Origin of the sequence: Leptothoe sp. LEGE 181152 (assembly GCF_032906605.1) — a bacterium.
Taxonomy (GTDB): domain Bacteria; phylum Cyanobacteriota; class Cyanobacteriia; order Phormidesmidales; family Phormidesmidaceae; genus Leptothoe; species Leptothoe turfae.
This window is the reverse complement of the sequence record NZ_JASATU010000045.1, coordinates 1-17,398: the sequence shown is the minus strand read 5'-3', so window position 1 is coordinate 17,398 and position 17,398 is coordinate 1. Positions and strand designations below refer to the sequence as shown.

The 17,398-nt window shown below is 42.4% G+C and carries 17 protein-coding genes; all 17 read left to right on the top strand.

Features of this window, described 5'->3' with window-relative positions:
* The first annotated feature begins 296 nt into the window (after window positions 1–296).
* The 17 genes from QGP82_RS22055 (at window position 297) to QGP82_RS21975 (ending at window position 17,162) form a co-directional block, all read left to right on the top strand.
* Window positions 297–1,289 carry a hypothetical protein gene (locus QGP82_RS22055; RefSeq protein ID WP_499061030.1) on the top strand — a complete coding sequence of 331 codons (993 nt, stop codon included), beginning with the start codon at window positions 297–299 and terminating at the stop codon, window positions 1,287–1,289.
* Between the two features lie 29 nt (window positions 1,290–1,318).
* Window positions 1,319–2,272, top strand: a complete 954-nt coding sequence (locus QGP82_RS22050) for a glycosyltransferase family 2 protein (RefSeq protein ID WP_499061029.1) — start codon at window positions 1,319–1,321, stop codon at window positions 2,270–2,272.
* A gap of 34 nt (window positions 2,273–2,306) precedes the next feature.
* Window positions 2,307–3,242, top strand: coding sequence for a glycosyltransferase family A protein (locus QGP82_RS22045; protein ID WP_499061028.1), 936 nt, complete (start codon window positions 2,307–2,309; stop codon window positions 3,240–3,242).
* A 301-nt stretch (window positions 3,243–3,543) separates the two neighbouring features.
* A complete protein-coding gene (locus QGP82_RS22040; RefSeq protein WP_499061027.1) occupies window positions 3,544–4,395 on the top strand; it encodes a sulfotransferase family 2 domain-containing protein in 852 nt (283 codons plus the stop codon).
* A 208-nt stretch (window positions 4,396–4,603) separates the two neighbouring features.
* The gene (locus QGP82_RS22035; protein WP_499061026.1) at window positions 4,604–5,572 is read left to right on the top strand and encodes a glycosyltransferase family A protein; all 969 of its coding nucleotides are present in this window, start codon (window positions 4,604–4,606) and stop codon (window positions 5,570–5,572) included.
* An 81-nt stretch (window positions 5,573–5,653) separates the two neighbouring features.
* A complete protein-coding gene (locus QGP82_RS22030) occupies window positions 5,654–6,163 on the top strand; it encodes an acyltransferase (RefSeq protein ID WP_499061025.1) in 510 nt (169 codons plus the stop codon).
* 5 nt (window positions 6,164–6,168) lie between these two features.
* Window positions 6,169–7,077 (top strand): glycosyltransferase family 2 protein, encoded by a 909-nt coding sequence (locus QGP82_RS22025; RefSeq protein ID WP_499061024.1) that lies wholly within the window; start codon window positions 6,169–6,171, stop codon window positions 7,075–7,077.
* Window positions 7,074–8,303 carry a glycosyltransferase family 4 protein gene (locus QGP82_RS22020; RefSeq protein WP_499061023.1) on the top strand — a complete coding sequence of 410 codons (1,230 nt, stop codon included), beginning with the start codon at window positions 7,074–7,076 and terminating at the stop codon, window positions 8,301–8,303. Before QGP82_RS22025 ends, QGP82_RS22020 begins: the two co-directional genes overlap by 4 nt.
* 13 nt (window positions 8,304–8,316) lie before the next feature.
* A complete protein-coding gene (locus QGP82_RS22015; protein WP_499061022.1) occupies window positions 8,317–9,189 on the top strand; it encodes a sulfotransferase family 2 domain-containing protein in 873 nt (290 codons plus the stop codon).
* A 26-nt stretch (window positions 9,190–9,215) separates the two neighbouring features.
* On the top strand, window positions 9,216–10,454 hold the full coding sequence (locus QGP82_RS22010; RefSeq protein ID WP_499061021.1) for a glycosyltransferase family 4 protein: 1,239 nt from the start codon (window positions 9,216–9,218) through the stop codon (window positions 10,452–10,454).
* Between the two features lie 160 nt (window positions 10,455–10,614).
* Complete coding sequence (locus tag QGP82_RS22005; RefSeq protein WP_499061020.1) at window positions 10,615–11,880, top strand: O-antigen polymerase; 1,266 nt, start codon at window positions 10,615–10,617, stop codon at window positions 11,878–11,880.
* A 23-nt stretch (window positions 11,881–11,903) separates the two neighbouring features.
* Window positions 11,904–13,088, top strand: coding sequence for a glycosyltransferase family 4 protein (locus QGP82_RS22000; RefSeq protein ID WP_499061019.1), 1,185 nt, complete (start codon window positions 11,904–11,906; stop codon window positions 13,086–13,088).
* A gap of 31 nt (window positions 13,089–13,119) precedes the next feature.
* Window positions 13,120–14,307 (top strand): glycosyltransferase, encoded by a 1,188-nt coding sequence (locus QGP82_RS21995; RefSeq protein WP_499061018.1) that lies wholly within the window; start codon window positions 13,120–13,122, stop codon window positions 14,305–14,307.
* A 196-nt stretch (window positions 14,308–14,503) separates the two neighbouring features.
* Window positions 14,504–15,418 carry a class I SAM-dependent methyltransferase gene (locus QGP82_RS21990; protein WP_499061017.1) on the top strand — a complete coding sequence of 305 codons (915 nt, stop codon included), beginning with the start codon at window positions 14,504–14,506 and terminating at the stop codon, window positions 15,416–15,418.
* Window positions 15,396–15,797 (top strand): YdcF family protein, encoded by a 402-nt coding sequence (locus QGP82_RS21985; protein ID WP_499061016.1) that lies wholly within the window; start codon window positions 15,396–15,398, stop codon window positions 15,795–15,797. Before QGP82_RS21990 ends, QGP82_RS21985 begins: the two co-directional genes overlap by 23 nt.
* 135 nt (window positions 15,798–15,932) lie before the next feature.
* The gene (locus QGP82_RS21980) at window positions 15,933–16,550 is read left to right on the top strand and encodes a YdcF family protein (RefSeq protein ID WP_499061015.1); all 618 of its coding nucleotides are present in this window, start codon (window positions 15,933–15,935) and stop codon (window positions 16,548–16,550) included.
* Window positions 16,551–16,616: 66 nt separating this feature from the next.
* Complete coding sequence (locus QGP82_RS21975; protein ID WP_499061014.1) at window positions 16,617–17,162, top strand: YdcF family protein; 546 nt, start codon at window positions 16,617–16,619, stop codon at window positions 17,160–17,162.
* Window positions 17,163–17,398 lie beyond the last annotated feature (236 nt).

Sequence of the window (17,398 nt, the reverse complement as noted above, 5' to 3'; positions counted from 1 at the left end):
AACTAATAACTGGCTTTGCACAATGAAAGGACGTTTTTGTGGGTGCATCTGATGGAATTTCCTGACTGTCGATCAGACCATGTTTGTAAGAGTAGTTATCGACCTAGAAGCATCCCGTAAATCAGCAACGCCAAGATAGAATCTTAGGTCAACCTTTCTAGCACTTACCATAACTTTCTGCAGGAAACCCAAATATATAATTAACCAATGCCATGGCAATTGAAGCATGAGAAATAATAAGCATGAGAAATATTTGTATCGTAGCTCCACAGTTAGAGTGCCTTAGTTACACTATTGTGAGAGCAATCTCGTCTAACGACGTTTGTGTTTACGTTTTAACTAGCCCTAAAGAAAAAATTTCTTATCGAGGTCATACGTTCTATTACGAACGTATTGAGGATATAAACAATGTCTTTGTTATCAATGAGTTGAAGCCTTTAGACTGGGACTGGATGTATTTTCAGATTATGTCAGAACTCAGACAGTTTAATTTGAAGGCGCTTGCCAATCAGACTCAAAATATAGGGATTATCTCAAATTGCAGAAAATCATCCTACCCGCGAACGTTATGGTATGAACTTAAGGAAACACTTAAGTATTTTCCTCTCATATCTAAAAGCAAGCGCATCTTTTTCTTAGAGGGATATCATACACTTGATATTTATAGCCTAATTGCTACCAAGAAGCTTATCGGCTTTGATGTTCACTCAAACTTTCTGATTGATGAAGACCTGAATCGTAAAATGTTCTCATTTGACTGGTCTCCACAAGCATATAGAAAATATAAATTCAATTTTATTGGTAATAGAAAACCTGCACCAAGAACGCAAATTTTACAACGTATTAAAGCCAGGCTAGATGAGTGGAAGAAAATACCCGATAAGGGGTTAGAAAATAAAGGATTACTGTGGATAGAATACGGCGATGATCCCTCTAAACCTAGAGGTTTACCTCCACAAGAATTCATCAATTGTCTAGAAGAATCAGATTTTACCCTTTGCCCGCCAGGCTACAGTAAGCTCACCCATCGAGTCATAGAAGCTCTCGTAAAAGGGAGCATTCCCATACTTCATGAAGATGAATTGGCACTTTATGATATCGATCTTAAGGATGGTGTTAACTGTATTTCAGTGAAAAGTGAGAATTGGACCCAGGCCTTAGATATTGCTATGGGTATGAGCCATTCAGAGGTTTCTCTCATGAGAAATAAGATTTTGTCTATGCAAGATGACTACTTATCTGAACGCGCTTTTTCAAGCAAGCTACGTCAAAAAATGGGTTTAAATTAAGTTTAGCTATTATTTATTCCTAATATTAAATGTCAACTAAAGTTAGTATCCTCATCCCCTGCTATAACGCAGAACGGTGGATAGCCCAAGCAATTCAGAGTGCGTTAGAGCAGAGCTATCCTTATAAAGAAGTCATTGTTGTTGATGACGGTTCTACCGATGGGAGTTTAGCAGTTATCCAAAGCTTTGGCGATGCTATCCGTTGGGAAACAGGTCCTAATCAAGGTGGCAATGCGGCTAGAAATCGTTTACTTGAGATGAGTACGGGGGAGTGGATTCAATACTTGGATGCCGATGATTATTTGCTAGCTGATAAAATTGAGAAACAAATCCAATCTCTTAACGATAACTTGCTCGCTGGAGTTATTTACAGCCCTCACATTACTGAACACAAAGAGCAACAGAAGCTTATACATACCGCTTCTAAAATAACAGAGTACACAGAGCCTCATGACCTATGGCTACTCGCCAGTCGATGGCATTTACCTCAAACAGGTGGTTTACTAACTCGCAAGCAGGCGTTGATGGATATCAATGGTTGGCGTAAGGAACTAAAACATTGTCAAGACTATGACTTATATATTCGTTTGCTCAAAGCAGACAAGAAATTTATATATTGCAATCAAGCCGGTGCCGTCTATCGTTGGTGGTGTAGCGGTACTGTGACGCGTAGAAGTGCTTTAGAAATTTATCGCGACCGTTTAGACGTACAAGAAGCAATTGAAAAGTATTTGTTGTCAACTGGCCAGTTAACTCAGGCAAGAAAAGATGCGATCTATCAGGCCAGATTTGAATACGCACGTCGTATTTACAGCTGGAATAGGCAATGGGCAGCTCAGGTAGCAAAAGCAATTAAAGATAGCGAACCTAATTTTGAACCTTCTAGTCAGATCGCACCTGGGCTATATCAAAAACTATATAAGGCAGTCGGTTTTACCGGAGCAGAGTTTATTGCAGACGTAAAACGCAGAGTCTGGAAGTAAAAACTATTTGGAAAACAACAGACTAAAATCCACGATGGAACTAGCTGAAGTTAGAATCCCCACTTATAAGCGTCCGGATCTCTTAAAACGATCTATTCAAAGCTTGATTGACCAAGATTACCCTCATTGGCGCGCTATTGTGATGGATGATTCGCTTGCCCAGGAAGCAAAAGCAGTCGTAGAGAGTTTTGCCGATAGCCGTTTGATCTATCGTCCGAATCCAAAAAATTTAGGAAGTGCAGGTAATCTTGACCAAGCCTTTACAACAAACAGTTTACTGGGTGGCACCTATGCGTGTGTTCTAGAAGACGATAACTGGCTATTGCCAACCTATTTATCTGAAAATATTGCTGTTCTAAGAGCTAACAATGTGAAGCTGTTGCTGCGCAATCAGGCAATTTGGCAACAAACTGAGTATGATGCTAGACCAACTGATCGAACCACAAGAGGTGACTGGTTCACATCCAAAATCTATAGCCCGCTAGAGTTTTATGCCTATCTATTCTTTTTTGAAGGGGCCTCAAATGGTGGGCTATTTTGGCATACAGAAATGCAATCTCAGCTTCAGGTTGGGCCTACAGTCAAGGATGCAGGATTACAAGAATATTGTAGAGCTTTACAAATAATAGAGCCTTTTAAGTTTGAGCCCAAACCACTTTGTTGTTGGGCTGAAATGACCTCTAGTCTTTCCTTGAGAAACCCAGCCGACAATCGAACATTTGCTCGTGGTGTTCAATCAATTAAGCAGCATTTATTAAAAAAATATGGAACTGAGATGTTGCTCGAAATTGAAGCTATTGCTCTTTCTTTAGATAAGAATCTTGAGTTTGAAATATCTCTAGCTGATGCATTGTTTCCTTATCAAGTTCTACAGACAAAAGGCATCCTACGAAAGATAAAACAATATTTAAAGTCCTATACAAGAAGTATCTGGATTGAGAATCCGCTAGAAGATTATCTCCATGCCTAATCTATCCAATGAGTTACATATCATGCATTAAATAGGATAATAGACTAGTCATATAATCTCTATTTCAGTTATTTTTGCTGACTTCAAACCAGGCTAAAGTTTTTGATGGAGTTTTATTGATTATTAAATTTCAGTTACTTTAAATTAAAAATAAAGAGCAAACTTGAAATTAAGTATCTAATAAAGTATTTGATTTCAAGTTTTAGTTTTTTTGAGATTTTTGAGATATTATTTTTACGCATAAATTGAGCTTGAAAAAATGAGATTTATATTTATAGAATTATTGAATTTTTGAAACACTATGACATCTCAGTCAGATATTTTTGCTATTGGTGAGAACTTGAATGGTAAGCCGTTGGTTATATTTTTGCATATTCCAAAAGCAGGTGGTACTACGCTTAATGGCATCATAAATCAAAAATATTCCAAAAATAGAACGTTTAGATTTAATGGTATTAACCAAAAACATGAGCTAGCTAAAATTGCTGAATATAAAAGACGAAACTTACAACTGATTCGAGGCCACTTTGCGTTCGGGCTACATAAATATCTTTCTTGCCCTTCAACTTACTTTACTCTGCTAAGAGAACCAGTTAAACGCGAAATATCTCACTATCATTATGTTCGCCGAAGCTCAAATCTAAAAGGATTCAACGAAGTACAAAGTCAGACTTTAGAGGAATTTATTCTGGCATCTAAAGGGAACATACAAACTCGTTTATTATATGGATTAAGCGATATCAAAGCACAGAATGACAATGAAATGTTGAAAATTGCAAAGCAGCATTTAGAACAGTATTTCTCAGTTATTGGCCTTGTTGAACGATTTGATGAGTCTTTGATTTTATTGCAAGATGCTTTTGATTGGAGCACACCTGTTTATGTAAAACAAAATATAACCTCGCAGCGTCAATTAAATAGTCAGAGTATTTCAGCCTCTACCATGGAACTTATTCAAGAACGAAATTCAATGGATATTAAGCTGTACGAATATGCCAAAGAAAAATTCGAGCAGCAGATTGATAGTTTAGGGGAGCGTTTTGATAAGTTATTTCAGATTCAACAACACCGAAATCATCTCTACCAGCCACTAGGTCGAGCTTATAACTTTAGTCGATATGTGTTTCTTAAACATATATTGCAACGATATTAAACTGATTATCATCTCTATTGTGTAGTAAGTAGGTGGCTAAAGCTATTCAGCATACCGGAAACCAGCAGATGAGCATCTTAGCGATTCAGGGTATGTTTACTTATTGCCACCTACTTACTTATTTCGAGAATCTCAAATATAGTTAATTTAATCCCTGCTTAGCTGTAGTCTTTGATCAAAACCTTTAAGTTTTAACTGTAATGATTCCATGTCAAACATTGTGAGCATGTTGCCTATCTCTGTTATAGTACCGACTCGTAATCGGGCAAAGGTTTTTGCCAGAACACTTGAGAGTTTGGCTTTACAAAAATCTCAACCGGCAGATATGGTTGTTGTGGATGCTTCCGATGGCAATGACACTTATGAACTCTGCCATTCTGATATTTCTGGCCTCTCTACAAAAATCGCCTATTATCGAGCCATTGCTAAAGGAGCCGCAGTCCAGCGAAATCAAGCTATTCAACATGCATCTCATCCCTACATTCTTTTCTGCGATGATGATATTCTTTTTGAGCCCGATTGCATTGCAGAAATGTGGCAAGCATTGAGCCAAGATTCAACTTTAGGGGGGGTCTGTACTTTAATTACTAACTGTCATTACACAGCTCCAGGAAGATTCAGTAAAGCCATTTTTCATTTTCTTAATGGCCATGCTGAAGAAAGCTACGCAGGCAAATGCATTGGACCTGTGATGAATCTGCTACCAGAAGATCGCGAAGACTTGCCAACCGTCGTTCCCGTTGAGTGGATGAACTCAACCTGTACGCTGTATCGACGGGAAGCCATGCCAGACCCTCCTTTTCCCTCCAATTTCGTAGGTTATTCTTTAATGGAAGACGTTACCCTATCACTTCAGGTGGGTAAACGTTGGAAACTAGCAAACGTTCGCACAGCAAAAATTTTTCATGACAGTCAGCCCGGTGATCATAAAAACGATCCTGCGGTGCTGGCCAAGATGGACCTAGTCAATCGCTACTACGTAATGACTCAGGTTTTAGAACGTAACCGGCCTGGCGATTATTTTAAGCTCTTAGTGCAGCAGCTATTTAACCTAGCCGCTTCATTACAATCGTGGCAAGGATGGGCAGCCCTACCACGAGTTTTATTGGCAAAACTCAATGGCGTTTTTGAAATACTTACAACGCAACAGTCTACTGCTCAGCAGCCACAGTCATAATGTTGTTTGCACCTAGAATAAATGTTGTTGCGAATTAAAAGAGGGCTTATTAGCCGCTGGCATAATTTTTACTACAAAACTTTGGGCGTCAGGTTACAAGGCTATGCTTGGATTGGTCGTATTGAAATTCCTCGAAACTTTAATGATATTGAACTGGGTATAGGATGCTCGTTAGATAGTGGTGTTGTGCTACTTAGCAGCGGTGAAGAGACTATTCAACCTAAAATTTGCATTGGTGAAAGCACCTATATTAATCGCAACACCTTTATAGACGCCTCTATATCCATCAAAATTGGTCGGCAATGTGGCATAGGTCCTGGTTGCTACATCACCGATCATGATCATGGTATGCAAGCTAACCTACCTCCCCTCAACCAACCCCTGATTGTCAACCCAACTTACATTTTTGATCGGGCCTGGCTTGGTGCTAACGTAACTGTACTCAAAGGCGTTACTATCGGCAAAGACTCAGTCATTGGGGCCGGTAGCGTAGTGACTAAAGATATTCCAGCCGGAGCGATTGCTGTGGGTGTACCGGCCAAAGTAATTAAGTTTAAGCCTGGTTTTGCTCCTCTTACACCCGTTAATTAATCCCTATGACACCTTCTCCTGTCACTGTTGTTATTCCAACCTTTAACCGCCCCGACCAGTTGCTGGTCACGTTAGCAAAAATCTATGAGTGTGTTCCTGCGCCTAGCGAAGTCATTGTTCACATTGATGCCAATGACCATGTTACACAAGCAGCACTAGACAACAGTTTGTTTAAAGCTGTCAAGATTATTCAAAGTGATTCTCAGATGGGACCAGGAGGTGGCAGAAATCGAGCTATTGACGCTGCCAGTCATGAGTTGATTGCTAGCTTTGACGATGACTCTTACCCGCTTGACCAAGACTATTTCCTTAGATTAATCGAACTATTCGAGATGTTTCCGAAGGCAGCTGTTATTGGGGCAAATATCTTTCACATCGGAGAACCAGTCACACCTGATGATTTGGTGGCGCGATGGGTACCCGATTTTATCGGCTGTGGCTGTGCCTATCGAAAAAGTGTATTTCAGCAAACCAATGGCTACGTTCCTCTGGAAGTTGCCTACGGTATGGAAGAGGTCGATTTGATCTTACAACTACGTGACTCAAATTGGAAAGTTCTGAATAGCTCCTGGCTGCGAGTGTTTCATAATACCCAGCTAACCCACCATAGCCGCCCTAAAGTAACAGCCGCCAGCATCGCGAACTTAGCCTTATTGGCCTATCTTCGATATCCAGTATCGTTCTGGTGGTTAGGCATAGCCCAGTGCCTTAATCGTATCCTCTGGTTGGTTAAGAATGGTCGATTACAAGGCATTCTTCAGGGAATTACATCAATACCCCGATTAATTTATCAGCATCGTCAACAAAGACAACCTATTTCTGCTCAAACGCTCCAATCGCATTTACAGTTACATCGCTCTCAGTCCCAGACCATTGAGATCAAAGAGAAATTGACTTATCTTGCTACGCAATGACCTCCTGGATAGTTTGCCAACTTGGTGCTCGCGAACACTATGCAATTCCTCGTGCTTTGCATCAGACAGGGCAACTGCATAGTTTAGTAACCGATGCCTGGGTCACTCCCCAGTCATGGCCAAATCATTTACCGGGGTTAAAGTCACTTTGCGATCGCTATCATACCGATTTAGCTGACGCACAAATAGCTAACTACACCACGGGGCTATTAAAGTTTGAAATAACCCATCGTCTGCAAAAAACTGCTTCTTGGGATCGAATGCTCGCTCGGAACCAATGGTTTCAAAAACAGACAATTAAAACCCTGAAGAGCTTTCAAGAACGAATAGAAGCAAACCATCGTCCAGTTTTGTTTACCTATAGCTATGCAGGCTTAGAGTTGCTCAGATTTGCTAAGCAAGCTGGCTGGCGTACTGTTTTAGGACAGATTGATCCAGGCATTGTCGAAGAACAAATCGTCATAACAGAATGCAAAAAACACTCTGACATCGCCCCTGATTGGGAAGCAGTACCTTCTGTTTATTGGCAAAACTGGCAAGAAGAATGCAAACTCGCCGATCATATTGTAGTTAACTCTAACTGGTCAAAGTCTCTGTTAGAACAGGTAAATGTTCCCACTAATAAAATTGAAATCGTACCCCTCGTTTATCAGCCACCGATAGAGGCTACTAAGTTTGTTCGAACTTACCCCGCAGAATTTTCTGCTGAACGTCCGCTACGAGTTTTGTTTTTAGGACTTATTACTCTTCGCAAAGGTATTGCTGCCTGCTTAGAAGCCATCCATCAGCTCAAGGGACACCCGGTTGAATTTTGGATGGTTGGCTCACAGCAAATTGAAATTCCTGCTGAGCTAAAAGATCATCCTCAAGTTCACTGGACTGGTCCTGTACCCCGTAGTCAAACAGCCCAGTACTACCAGCAGGCAGATGTCTTTTTATTTCCTACGTTATCTGATGGTTTTGGGTTAACCCAGTTGGAAGCCCAAGCCTGGAAGCTACCCATCATTGCCTCCCAGCACTGTGGGGAAGTGGTAGAAGATAGGCAAAACGGCTTAATACTATCCAAAATATCCTCGCAGGCAATAGCTGATACGATAACTTATTGCTATCAAAACCCTGAAAAACTTGCAGACTTTTCAAGTCGAGCAGTTTCTCTCGATAACTTTCGACTCGAAAATTTATCTAAACACTTCAATCGTCTTGTTAGTTCCGTCACAAGCTTCTAGGATTATAGTTTGAATGCAAACACTAAATAGTAATACTTTTATTATCTTTCTACATATTCAAAAAACGGGTGGTATTACTTTACAAAGATTACTTCGTCGTAAACTTGGTATCTCGCTTAAAACACGAGCGATTAGATTATTTGCAGAGAGACATTCAGCAGCTACTGTTGAGCAACAGCTCCAACGAAAAAAGCTACAAGATCGATATGTTGTCGGACACTTTTGCTATGGCATCCATCAATACTTGCCGCAGCCGTTCACATATATGACGTTTCTTCGTGAACCAGTGGCTCGAATTATCTCTCTCTACGATTACTCAAGGACAAATCCAACTGCTTACTACCACCAGCACGCCTTAAATAAATCTCTGGAAGAGTTTGCATTGCAAACCCAGCTAATGGAATTAGATAACGGTCAAGTGCGTTTTTTAGCAGGTGGCTCAAACGACTATTTTATTAATCGTACCCCTATTGGCAAATGTGATAGTACACTGCTTGAAACTGCTAAAAGAAACATAGAAACTCATTTTTCTTTTGTGGGCATCACAGAATACTTTGATCAGTCAATTTTGCTGTTGCAGCAAATGATGGGATGGAATAGCTGTCTATATCTGCGTCGAAATTCTAGCCATATCAAAGCCAAAGCCATTGTTTCAGATCAGCTTAAACATCAAATAGCTGAGCGTAATTGGTTAGATGTACAGCTTTACGAATATGCTGAAAATCTGTTGTTGCAAAAGCTAAAAAGTAGCCACTTAGATAACCCAGCAACGCTTGAAAATTTCAAACAAGCAAACGCCAAATTTAATGCGCGATTAGGAGCCGGATATAGTATCTATAGCCAGGCTAAGGCATTAATTCGCGGACGGATGGGACGTCCTTCCTAAGACTCAATCAAGTACAGGCTAACACTATGAAGATTCTGTTCTTAGCGTCATACTTTCCTAAGCCTGATAATACGGTCATGGGAACCTGGGCACTCAGTCAGGCACAGGCATTGGTGCGACAAGGTGTTGACTTGCAAGTAGTGTCTTTCACATCTGCATTGCCCAAATGGATAGCATACTCACCAGGTGCGAAAGCCTATGCCCACTGCCCAGCCGACTATGTTTGGCCGGGGTCAGTTAGCGTGCAGTATCCACGCTGGTTATATTATCCAATTGCCCCCTTTAAGCAACGAGCCTATATCAATCCACACCCATTTTTACAGATGGCTTGGTGGTCTGCTCGAAAACGCCTTACTGAAATTATTAGAGGTTATCAACCAGATATCCTCTTTTGTCACCATAGCCTGCCTAACGGTTGGATTGCTGCACAACTACCCGACCGCCCTCCTTTATTTGTGCTAGATCACGATTATGACGAGATTACAGACTGTTATCAGTATCCCCGTCGAAAAAAGGCGATGCAACAGATGGTCAAACGAGTTGAGCAGCTGTTAGCGGTATCCACTCGTTTGGAAAAAGATATGCAACAGCTTTTTCCAACAGCACCTACAGCAACATTGCACAATGGCATTGCCCTACCACCATCAAGCCTAAAGGATCGTCCTCGACCACCTCAGCTTAAACAGCGTAGGATTATTTTAACCTGCGCACTATTTGCCGAGCGTAAAGGGATTCCCCTACTCATCAAAGCATTTCACAGGATCTCCACTAAACATCCCAATGCAATTTTACGGATTATTGGAGCAGGCCCTGAAGAAGAAAAGATCAAGCAAACGATCAATCAACTGAGCGTGCACGAGCAGGTTCAACTTCTAGGTAAAGTCCCCCATAAGGATGTTTTACAAGAAATGGCCTGGTCAGACTGCTTTGCCTTAGTAGGATGGGATGAGCCCTTTGCAACTGTTTATCTAGAAGCAATGGCAGCAGGCAAACCCATTCTTTGCTGTAGCGACGGTGGTATTAATGATGTGATAGAGGATAGTGTTCATGGTTATACAGTACCCCCTAAAAATATTGATGCTACAGCTGAGGCTCTAGATCGGCTGCTGAGCAATGATACTAAGCGTGTTGACATGGGCAACCGCGCTCGTCAGCTGATTGAGCATCATCTAACGTGGGATGCAAAAGCAGCCGAACTCATTCAGCGATTTGAAACGTCTATTTCCACTAAAAAGCAACGATCGATAGCGTCTCAGTCCGCTTAACCTTATGCAATCCTCGACCCCTTGGCAGCTAGCTACTAACAACGATGCGGATGCTAAGTCCTACTACCCCCCAGCTCCCTCTGTTGGGGGGACTGCCTGCTTTTTAGCCAGTATTGGTATGGCGTATACTCTCTACTCAGCCGAGCAATCAGTAACAGCTATGGCGAGTGCGGCGGCTACTAGCGTTGGCATTGGATTTTTAGCCAGTGTTTTCTTTGATAGCCGTAAGGGCTTGCGTAATTTATTTCGCACTGACTTACTGTGCCTATTAGCTATCTATGCACTCACATTAGCAGAATTCTTATTTCCTCAAGAGGGATTTCTTGAAAAGGCAACATCAGAGCAAACAGCACTAGCACTTAATATTGTGTTAGTTGGTATGGCCGCATTATCCATAGGACGTCATTTAGTTGAGCCGAAACCAGTATCTTCTCCCTGGTTAGCGTTAGATGAGGTGTCTAACAAAACACTATTTCAAATCTTTCTATTTGTGGCTTTAGTTGGCTACTTACACAAGCTGATGTCTGTTCAGTTTAATCTATTTGAAATGGTCAATGCCATGATGGGTGCTCGCTTTTCTCAACCGTGGACACGGGCTAGATTAGGCGGTTTGAGCAGCCTGTTGATAGAGCTGTCGTTGATGGCATATGTTGTTCCCCCTCTAGCGGCTGTTGTTTGGAATCGGCGACGCTCTTTTTCTGGAGTTCAAATTTTCACAGTGATTGTGATTTTTGCTTTTACTTTATTTCAAGGCTTTGCCAGTGGGACACGAAATATTTTTATTACCTATGTTGCCACCTTTATGATGGCTTACATATTGACCTTACAAAAGAACACTTTTAGAAATACGGTCATTCCTATCTTATTAGCAGGCTTTATTTGTACATATGGTTCATATCATATGCTTGAGTTTAGGAATATTGGTCTCCGTAACTATGTCGAAAATAGAGTTTATGCTAGCGAAGAAACCCGCAACACTTTCGCCGTAGATTATAACTTAGCATCTATTGGGTGGGTTGCTGAAGCAATGCCACAAACCTATCCTTTTTTAGGCCCAGAAGTGCTTGTTTGGTCTTTAGTACGCCCTATCCCTAGAGCGCTCTGGCCAGGAAAACCAGAAGGTCTCACTGTGAGCATTGAAGAGATTGCAGGAGCTGATGGTTGGACGGTAGCTGCAACCTATTTAGGAGAAAGTTATATGATGGCAGGCATGTTTGGTGTCGTAGCCATGTCGTTATTTTTCGGGGCATTAGCTGCTTGGTGGAATCGTATGGCGATGCGGCAACAGTCAGACTATGCGCTGGTTGTTTATGCCCTCGGTTTCTTCGCAGCTGGCATCACAATGCGTAGTATGTTTTGGTTAACAACAACTATTTTGCCCGTGCTTGCGCTCATTGCCTTAAGAAAATTTGGTCCGCTGAAATAGACATTAATAGGTATTAAATTTATATGCATCTTACTATTATTTTTAATCACATAGGTAACTACCACCTTGCTCGGCTAAGAGCCGCTAGCCATGTTTGTCAAACGAATGGTTGGCAACTAACCGCGATTCAAGCAACCGATCAAACCAAAGAACATCCATGGGGTGACTTGCTGAATGTTGAAGGATTTTCACTACAAACTTTGCTGCCAGCGTCTAAAGCTCCTCATAACGTTCACCCTGATTCGCCAGAGGCCGTTGCAGCTTTGATGCCTTGTTTAGATAGTATTAAACCTGATGTACTTGTAATTCCGGGTTGGGGATTTCCCGTATCACGGGCAGCTCTAAGCTGGTGTCGACGCCATCAGGTGCCTACTATTTTGATGAGTGAAAGCAAATGGGATGATGAAAAGCGAACATGGTGGAAAGAGCGGCTAAAGTCTTGGCTCTATGTTCGAAAGTATGACGCTGCCTTGGTTGGAGGCCCTGCCCACAAAGATTATCTAGTCCAGTTAGGGGTTTCTTGCGATCGCATCTTCTTCGGCTACGATGTTGTTGACAATGATTACTTTATACAGCAAGCTGCTATTGCTCGGCAAAACTTAGAAACAACTCGACAGCAGCAGCCGCAAATTCCAAATAAGCCTTATTTTTTGGCTGTTACCAGACTAATACCCCGTAAAAATATGGTCCGTTTGATAGAAGCCTTTGCTGTCTATTGCGACAAAGTTGGCATAGACCAAGCATGGCCTTTGATCATCTGTGGTAGTGGAGAAGAGAAGCCCCTAATTCAGCAGCTGATTGCAGAGCAAAAGTTGGAGCATGTGATTCATCTTCCCGGATTCCTGACGTACCAACAAATTGGTAGCTGGTACGGATTGGCTGGTGCCTTCGTACATCCAGCCTTGATTGAACAATGGGGCCTAGTTGTCAATGAAGCCTGTGCAGCAGGTTTACCCATTCTTTGTAGCAATACTGTTGGGGCTTGTCACAGCCTTGTTAAAGATGGTGAAAATGGATTTACATTTGACCCACACCAAACTTCGGACATTACCCAAACCCTATTAAACATGCATTCTATGGATGAGGGTGACCGTATCAAAATGGGACAAGCCAGTCAAAGAATTATTTCTCAGCACAGTCCTGAACGTTTCGGCGAGGGGCTATTAAATGCCGTCAATACTGCTTTAGCCGTACGAACAAGAAGTTAATCAGTCAAACTGAAAGAGTATGAAAATCTTGATGGCAATTCCCTACCTGGCCACTGTCTACGGTGGACCCTCTAAAGTTGTACAAGAACTGGCTCAAAGTTTAGGTCGTAAGAGCGTTAGTGTCGACTTGATCACAACAAATGCCAATGGTAACCAAAAACTGAGTGTGCCCCTTGGAGATTGGATAGACAAAGAAGACTACAGAGTCAGATACTTTGACTGTGTTCATCACAATGATGCCATTCTCAGTTTCTCTTTAGGAAGTTGGTTGGCAAAACATGCATCAGACTATGACGTTGTTCATACTAACAATATGTTTGCACCGACAATGTCAATAGTCCGATGGATTTGTCAAAGAAAACGGGTTCCCTACATCACTACACCACACGGTATGCTTGAACCCTGGGCACTCTCCTATAAAGGATCAAAGAAAAAAATCTATTACAAATACTTTGAAGTACCAACCCTCAAAGCAGCCAGTGCAATTCATACCCTTAACTCCTTAGAAGCAAACAATGTAAACATCCTAGGCTTTTCGCAGACAGACATTATCCCTAACGGACTCCATCGTGAAGAATTTGAGACTTTGCCGGATTCAAACATTTTTTATCAGCGCTTTCCTGCCATCAAAGGAAAAAAAATTATCCTTTTTTTGGGACGCATTGATCCCAAAAAAGGTCTAGATCTTCTAGCCCCAGCTTTTGCTAAAGCTCATCAACAGTTTCCTGATACCCATTTAGTTTTAGCAGGGCCTGACAGTATTGATTTTTTGCCAACAGCCCGCAACTACTTTTCCCAAGCTGGCTGTCTTGAATCTGTGACCTTCACGGGTATGTTGACGGGTGCCTTTAAACGCTCAGCATTAGCTGCTGCTAGCGTTTATGTCGCCCCTTCCTATTCCGAAGGATTTAGCATGTCTGTGCTCGAAGGCATGGCTGCTGGGCTTCCATGTATTATTACAAAGGGGTGTAACTTCCCCGAGGCAGCCACTGCGCAAGCAGCTCATGTAGTCGATACGAAGACAGATGCAATCTATGCTGCGCTGCATCAAGTCTTAAGCCACCAACGGCACGCAAAAGCTATGGGACAACAAGCGCGAGAGTTTGTGCTACAAAACTACACCTGGGACCGTGCTGCCGAGAAACTAATACAACTCTATCAAAACATTAGTCTGCCATCTTTAGTTTCAGGAACTCGTCCCCCATCTCCAGTCCTTTAAACAGCCTGTAACAATACCAACTACTTGTTTAGTAAAGCGTGATTGTTGGCTGAACTGGTCGATAAAGCTTTGATCAACACTTCAATAAAATTTCAAAGAGATTGTCATATTTTTAACGTGACAGTAGGAAAAACTGGTCAAGCACCTGTGCAATATAAACATGTACACCGAAAAATTACATCACCCCAAAATGCTAATGACCGCTTCCTCTGATCAAACAGAAAATTGGGTTCAGGAACTTCTTGCTTATATTACACCAACTGCAGATCCCTACAGTTGGAATGATGGTGTTTTATCCTTCCCAATTAAAAACAGTTCGCCCGCGCTTAAGGCTAATAGCTATTACTTTGGCCACCCTGAATGGGCTAGGGACTATCTCGACGTTGTCCATAGGGATCAATACTTTCAAGATCGCTGGTATGCAATGACCGGTAGCTGGACAGATAAAGTTGTCGTTGATATTGGTTGTGGGCCTGGCAATGTCTACGCAGAACTCAAAAACAAAATGGGTACACCAAAGCGCTTGATTGGAGTTGATGTTTCCCATGGTGGCTTGAAAATGGCTGAGGAGTTTGGCTACCGGCCTGTTCTAGCTGACGCCCAAGCCTTGCCTTTTATATCTGAGTTTGCAGATATTGTGACGATCAATGCCTCTTTACACCATTGTGACGACATGGAACAGGTACTCAAAGAAGCAGCCCGCATTGTTAAACCTGGAGGTTTGCTGATTACCGATCACGATTTGCAGTTAAGCATGTGGGGAGATAACATTATTGCTCGGCTAATTTGGAATGGACGTTTACCAATTTATCGCTTGTTACGCCGGGGTGGCCATTCCACTAACGATGAGCAACATTGGAGTCAAGCAACTGAGGCCCACCATAAACCAGGTGACGGTGTTACCCCAGCATTTTTCCACAAGACCCTAGAGCCGTTAGGTTTCTCAGTCAGGCTGTTCCCCCATAATCGCACAGCAGGCGCAGAGGTATTGCAAGGTGAGTATGGCCGTTCCGCATGGAATATTCGCTGGGCACAGCGATTGAGCGGCGTTAATCCTGACTCGGCTGAGGGAGCATTGGTAATGATGTGTGTTGCTCAGCGAACCCAATAAAGGGACAGAAGTACCGTTTTCTTTTCAACTTAAGCTTAGCTGCCCCTATCTCGATTATCAGGCAACGGATACCGTTACTAATTTCACAACCCTAATCGCGCAGTTTAAGCAGCACAATATTCGACATCTGTATGTGGTGACCTCAGACTTTCATATGCCTCGCGCCAAAGTCATCGGCTCGATTGTCTTAGTCCAAAGCAGTATGACCTTTACGCCTGTAATCATGCCAACCAACGAGCGTGCAGAATCCTGGCTGCGGATTGCCCGGGACGGTGGTCGCTCGATACTGTGGACAATGACTGGGCAAACGGGTGAATATATAGGCCGAAAACTAGAAGCAAAACTATCTCAAATATCAGCAAATCCATTCAATAACTAAGTAGGTCAGTTCAATCTTTTGTCAAATCTCAAATGGGTGTCATTGAAGGGGACATCGAGAGCTGATAGCTAATTGGGACTGCCCACCTAGTTTGATCAACCTGCTTATACCTACTTATTCATGAATTTGAAAAGTATGAAATTGTCTGGCAACGCCCTAAAGCAGACCGTTTTTGCAGGCATGGTGGGTATTCTGCTAATTTGGCTGGGCAGTATCGCAATAAAGTTTGAAATGGCAGCACACCAGGCTCCTGAACCGGAGGCGATCTTGGTCCTGGGCGGAGGAGCTGGACGAGAAGAGAGGGCCGCTGAACTGGCAAAAAACAATTCGGAATTATCTGTTTGGATATCCAGTGGAAAACGCCTACCTGAAGCAGCGTATGCCGTTTTTCAAGCAAAAGGTATTAGGCGTGAGCGGGTATATCTCGATTACCAAGCAACAGATACCGTCACCAACTTTACAACCCTGGCTCCTCAGTTTAAGGAAAACAATATCCAACACATCTATGTAGTGACCTCAGACTTTCATATGCCTCGTGCCAAAGTCATTGGCACGATTGTTTTGGGGCATAGTGGTATGACGTTCACACCTGTTTCTGTTCCAACCAGTCAGCCTGCAGAATCCTGGTTCCGAATTGTCCGAGATGGTAGTCGCTCGTTTTTATGGACGGTTAGTGGGCAAACGGGTGAGCATGTCGGCCGAAAACTACAGGCAAAACTGTCTCAGATGAAAACAGATCGTTCCGACAACTGATTGTATCAACCTGTTTATACTCACCCGTATATGAAGCGTATTAGAAAATACTGGCTTTTTGGGATCATGGCTTTGCTAACGGTCTGGCTCAGTGTGATTCCGATCAGGATTGCGATCGCAACGAGCCAAACTCCTGTTCCTCAGGCAATGTTCATCTTAGGTGGAGATCCTAAAAGAGAACTAGCGGCTGCCCAAATAGCGGCTTATTATCCTGACATAAAGATCTGGATCTCTTCAGGGGAACTACCCACACAAACCCAGGCAATGTTTCAGACAGTTGGTGTCACAGCAGATCGGCTTAATCTTGACTACAAAGCCTCAGATACGGTGACGAACTTCACAACATTGGTGTCGGACCTGAAGATACAAGATATTCAACATGTGTATTTGATCACGTCAGATTTTCATATGTCCAGGGCTAAGGCCATTGGAACGATTGTTTTTGGAAGCCAGGGAATTGTATTTACACCGATTGCGATCTCCAGTAATCGTCCGGCAGAACCCACATATAAAATGGTAAGAGACATTGGCAGATCGCTACTATGGTTAGCCATTGGATGTACAGGAAGGAGTCTTAGACCATTGGAAGAATCATTGCAATTGGATAGTTAAACGAGCATAGGATTACATGTAGTTTATTGAATAGGCTGTTGTATTAAAACTCCTTGAACTAAGTATCTACAACCTTGTGATATATTTCTCGCCAGCTAATATAAATCTATAGCAAGACTACGTTGAGAGAGGTCACCTCGGTCATAGGCCTTGACAATCTTCTGACGTAAGTCCAATGAGTACGGCTTAGGCATCAGTTCTAATCATCTTAGGTACACTTAATTTATGATGACTAG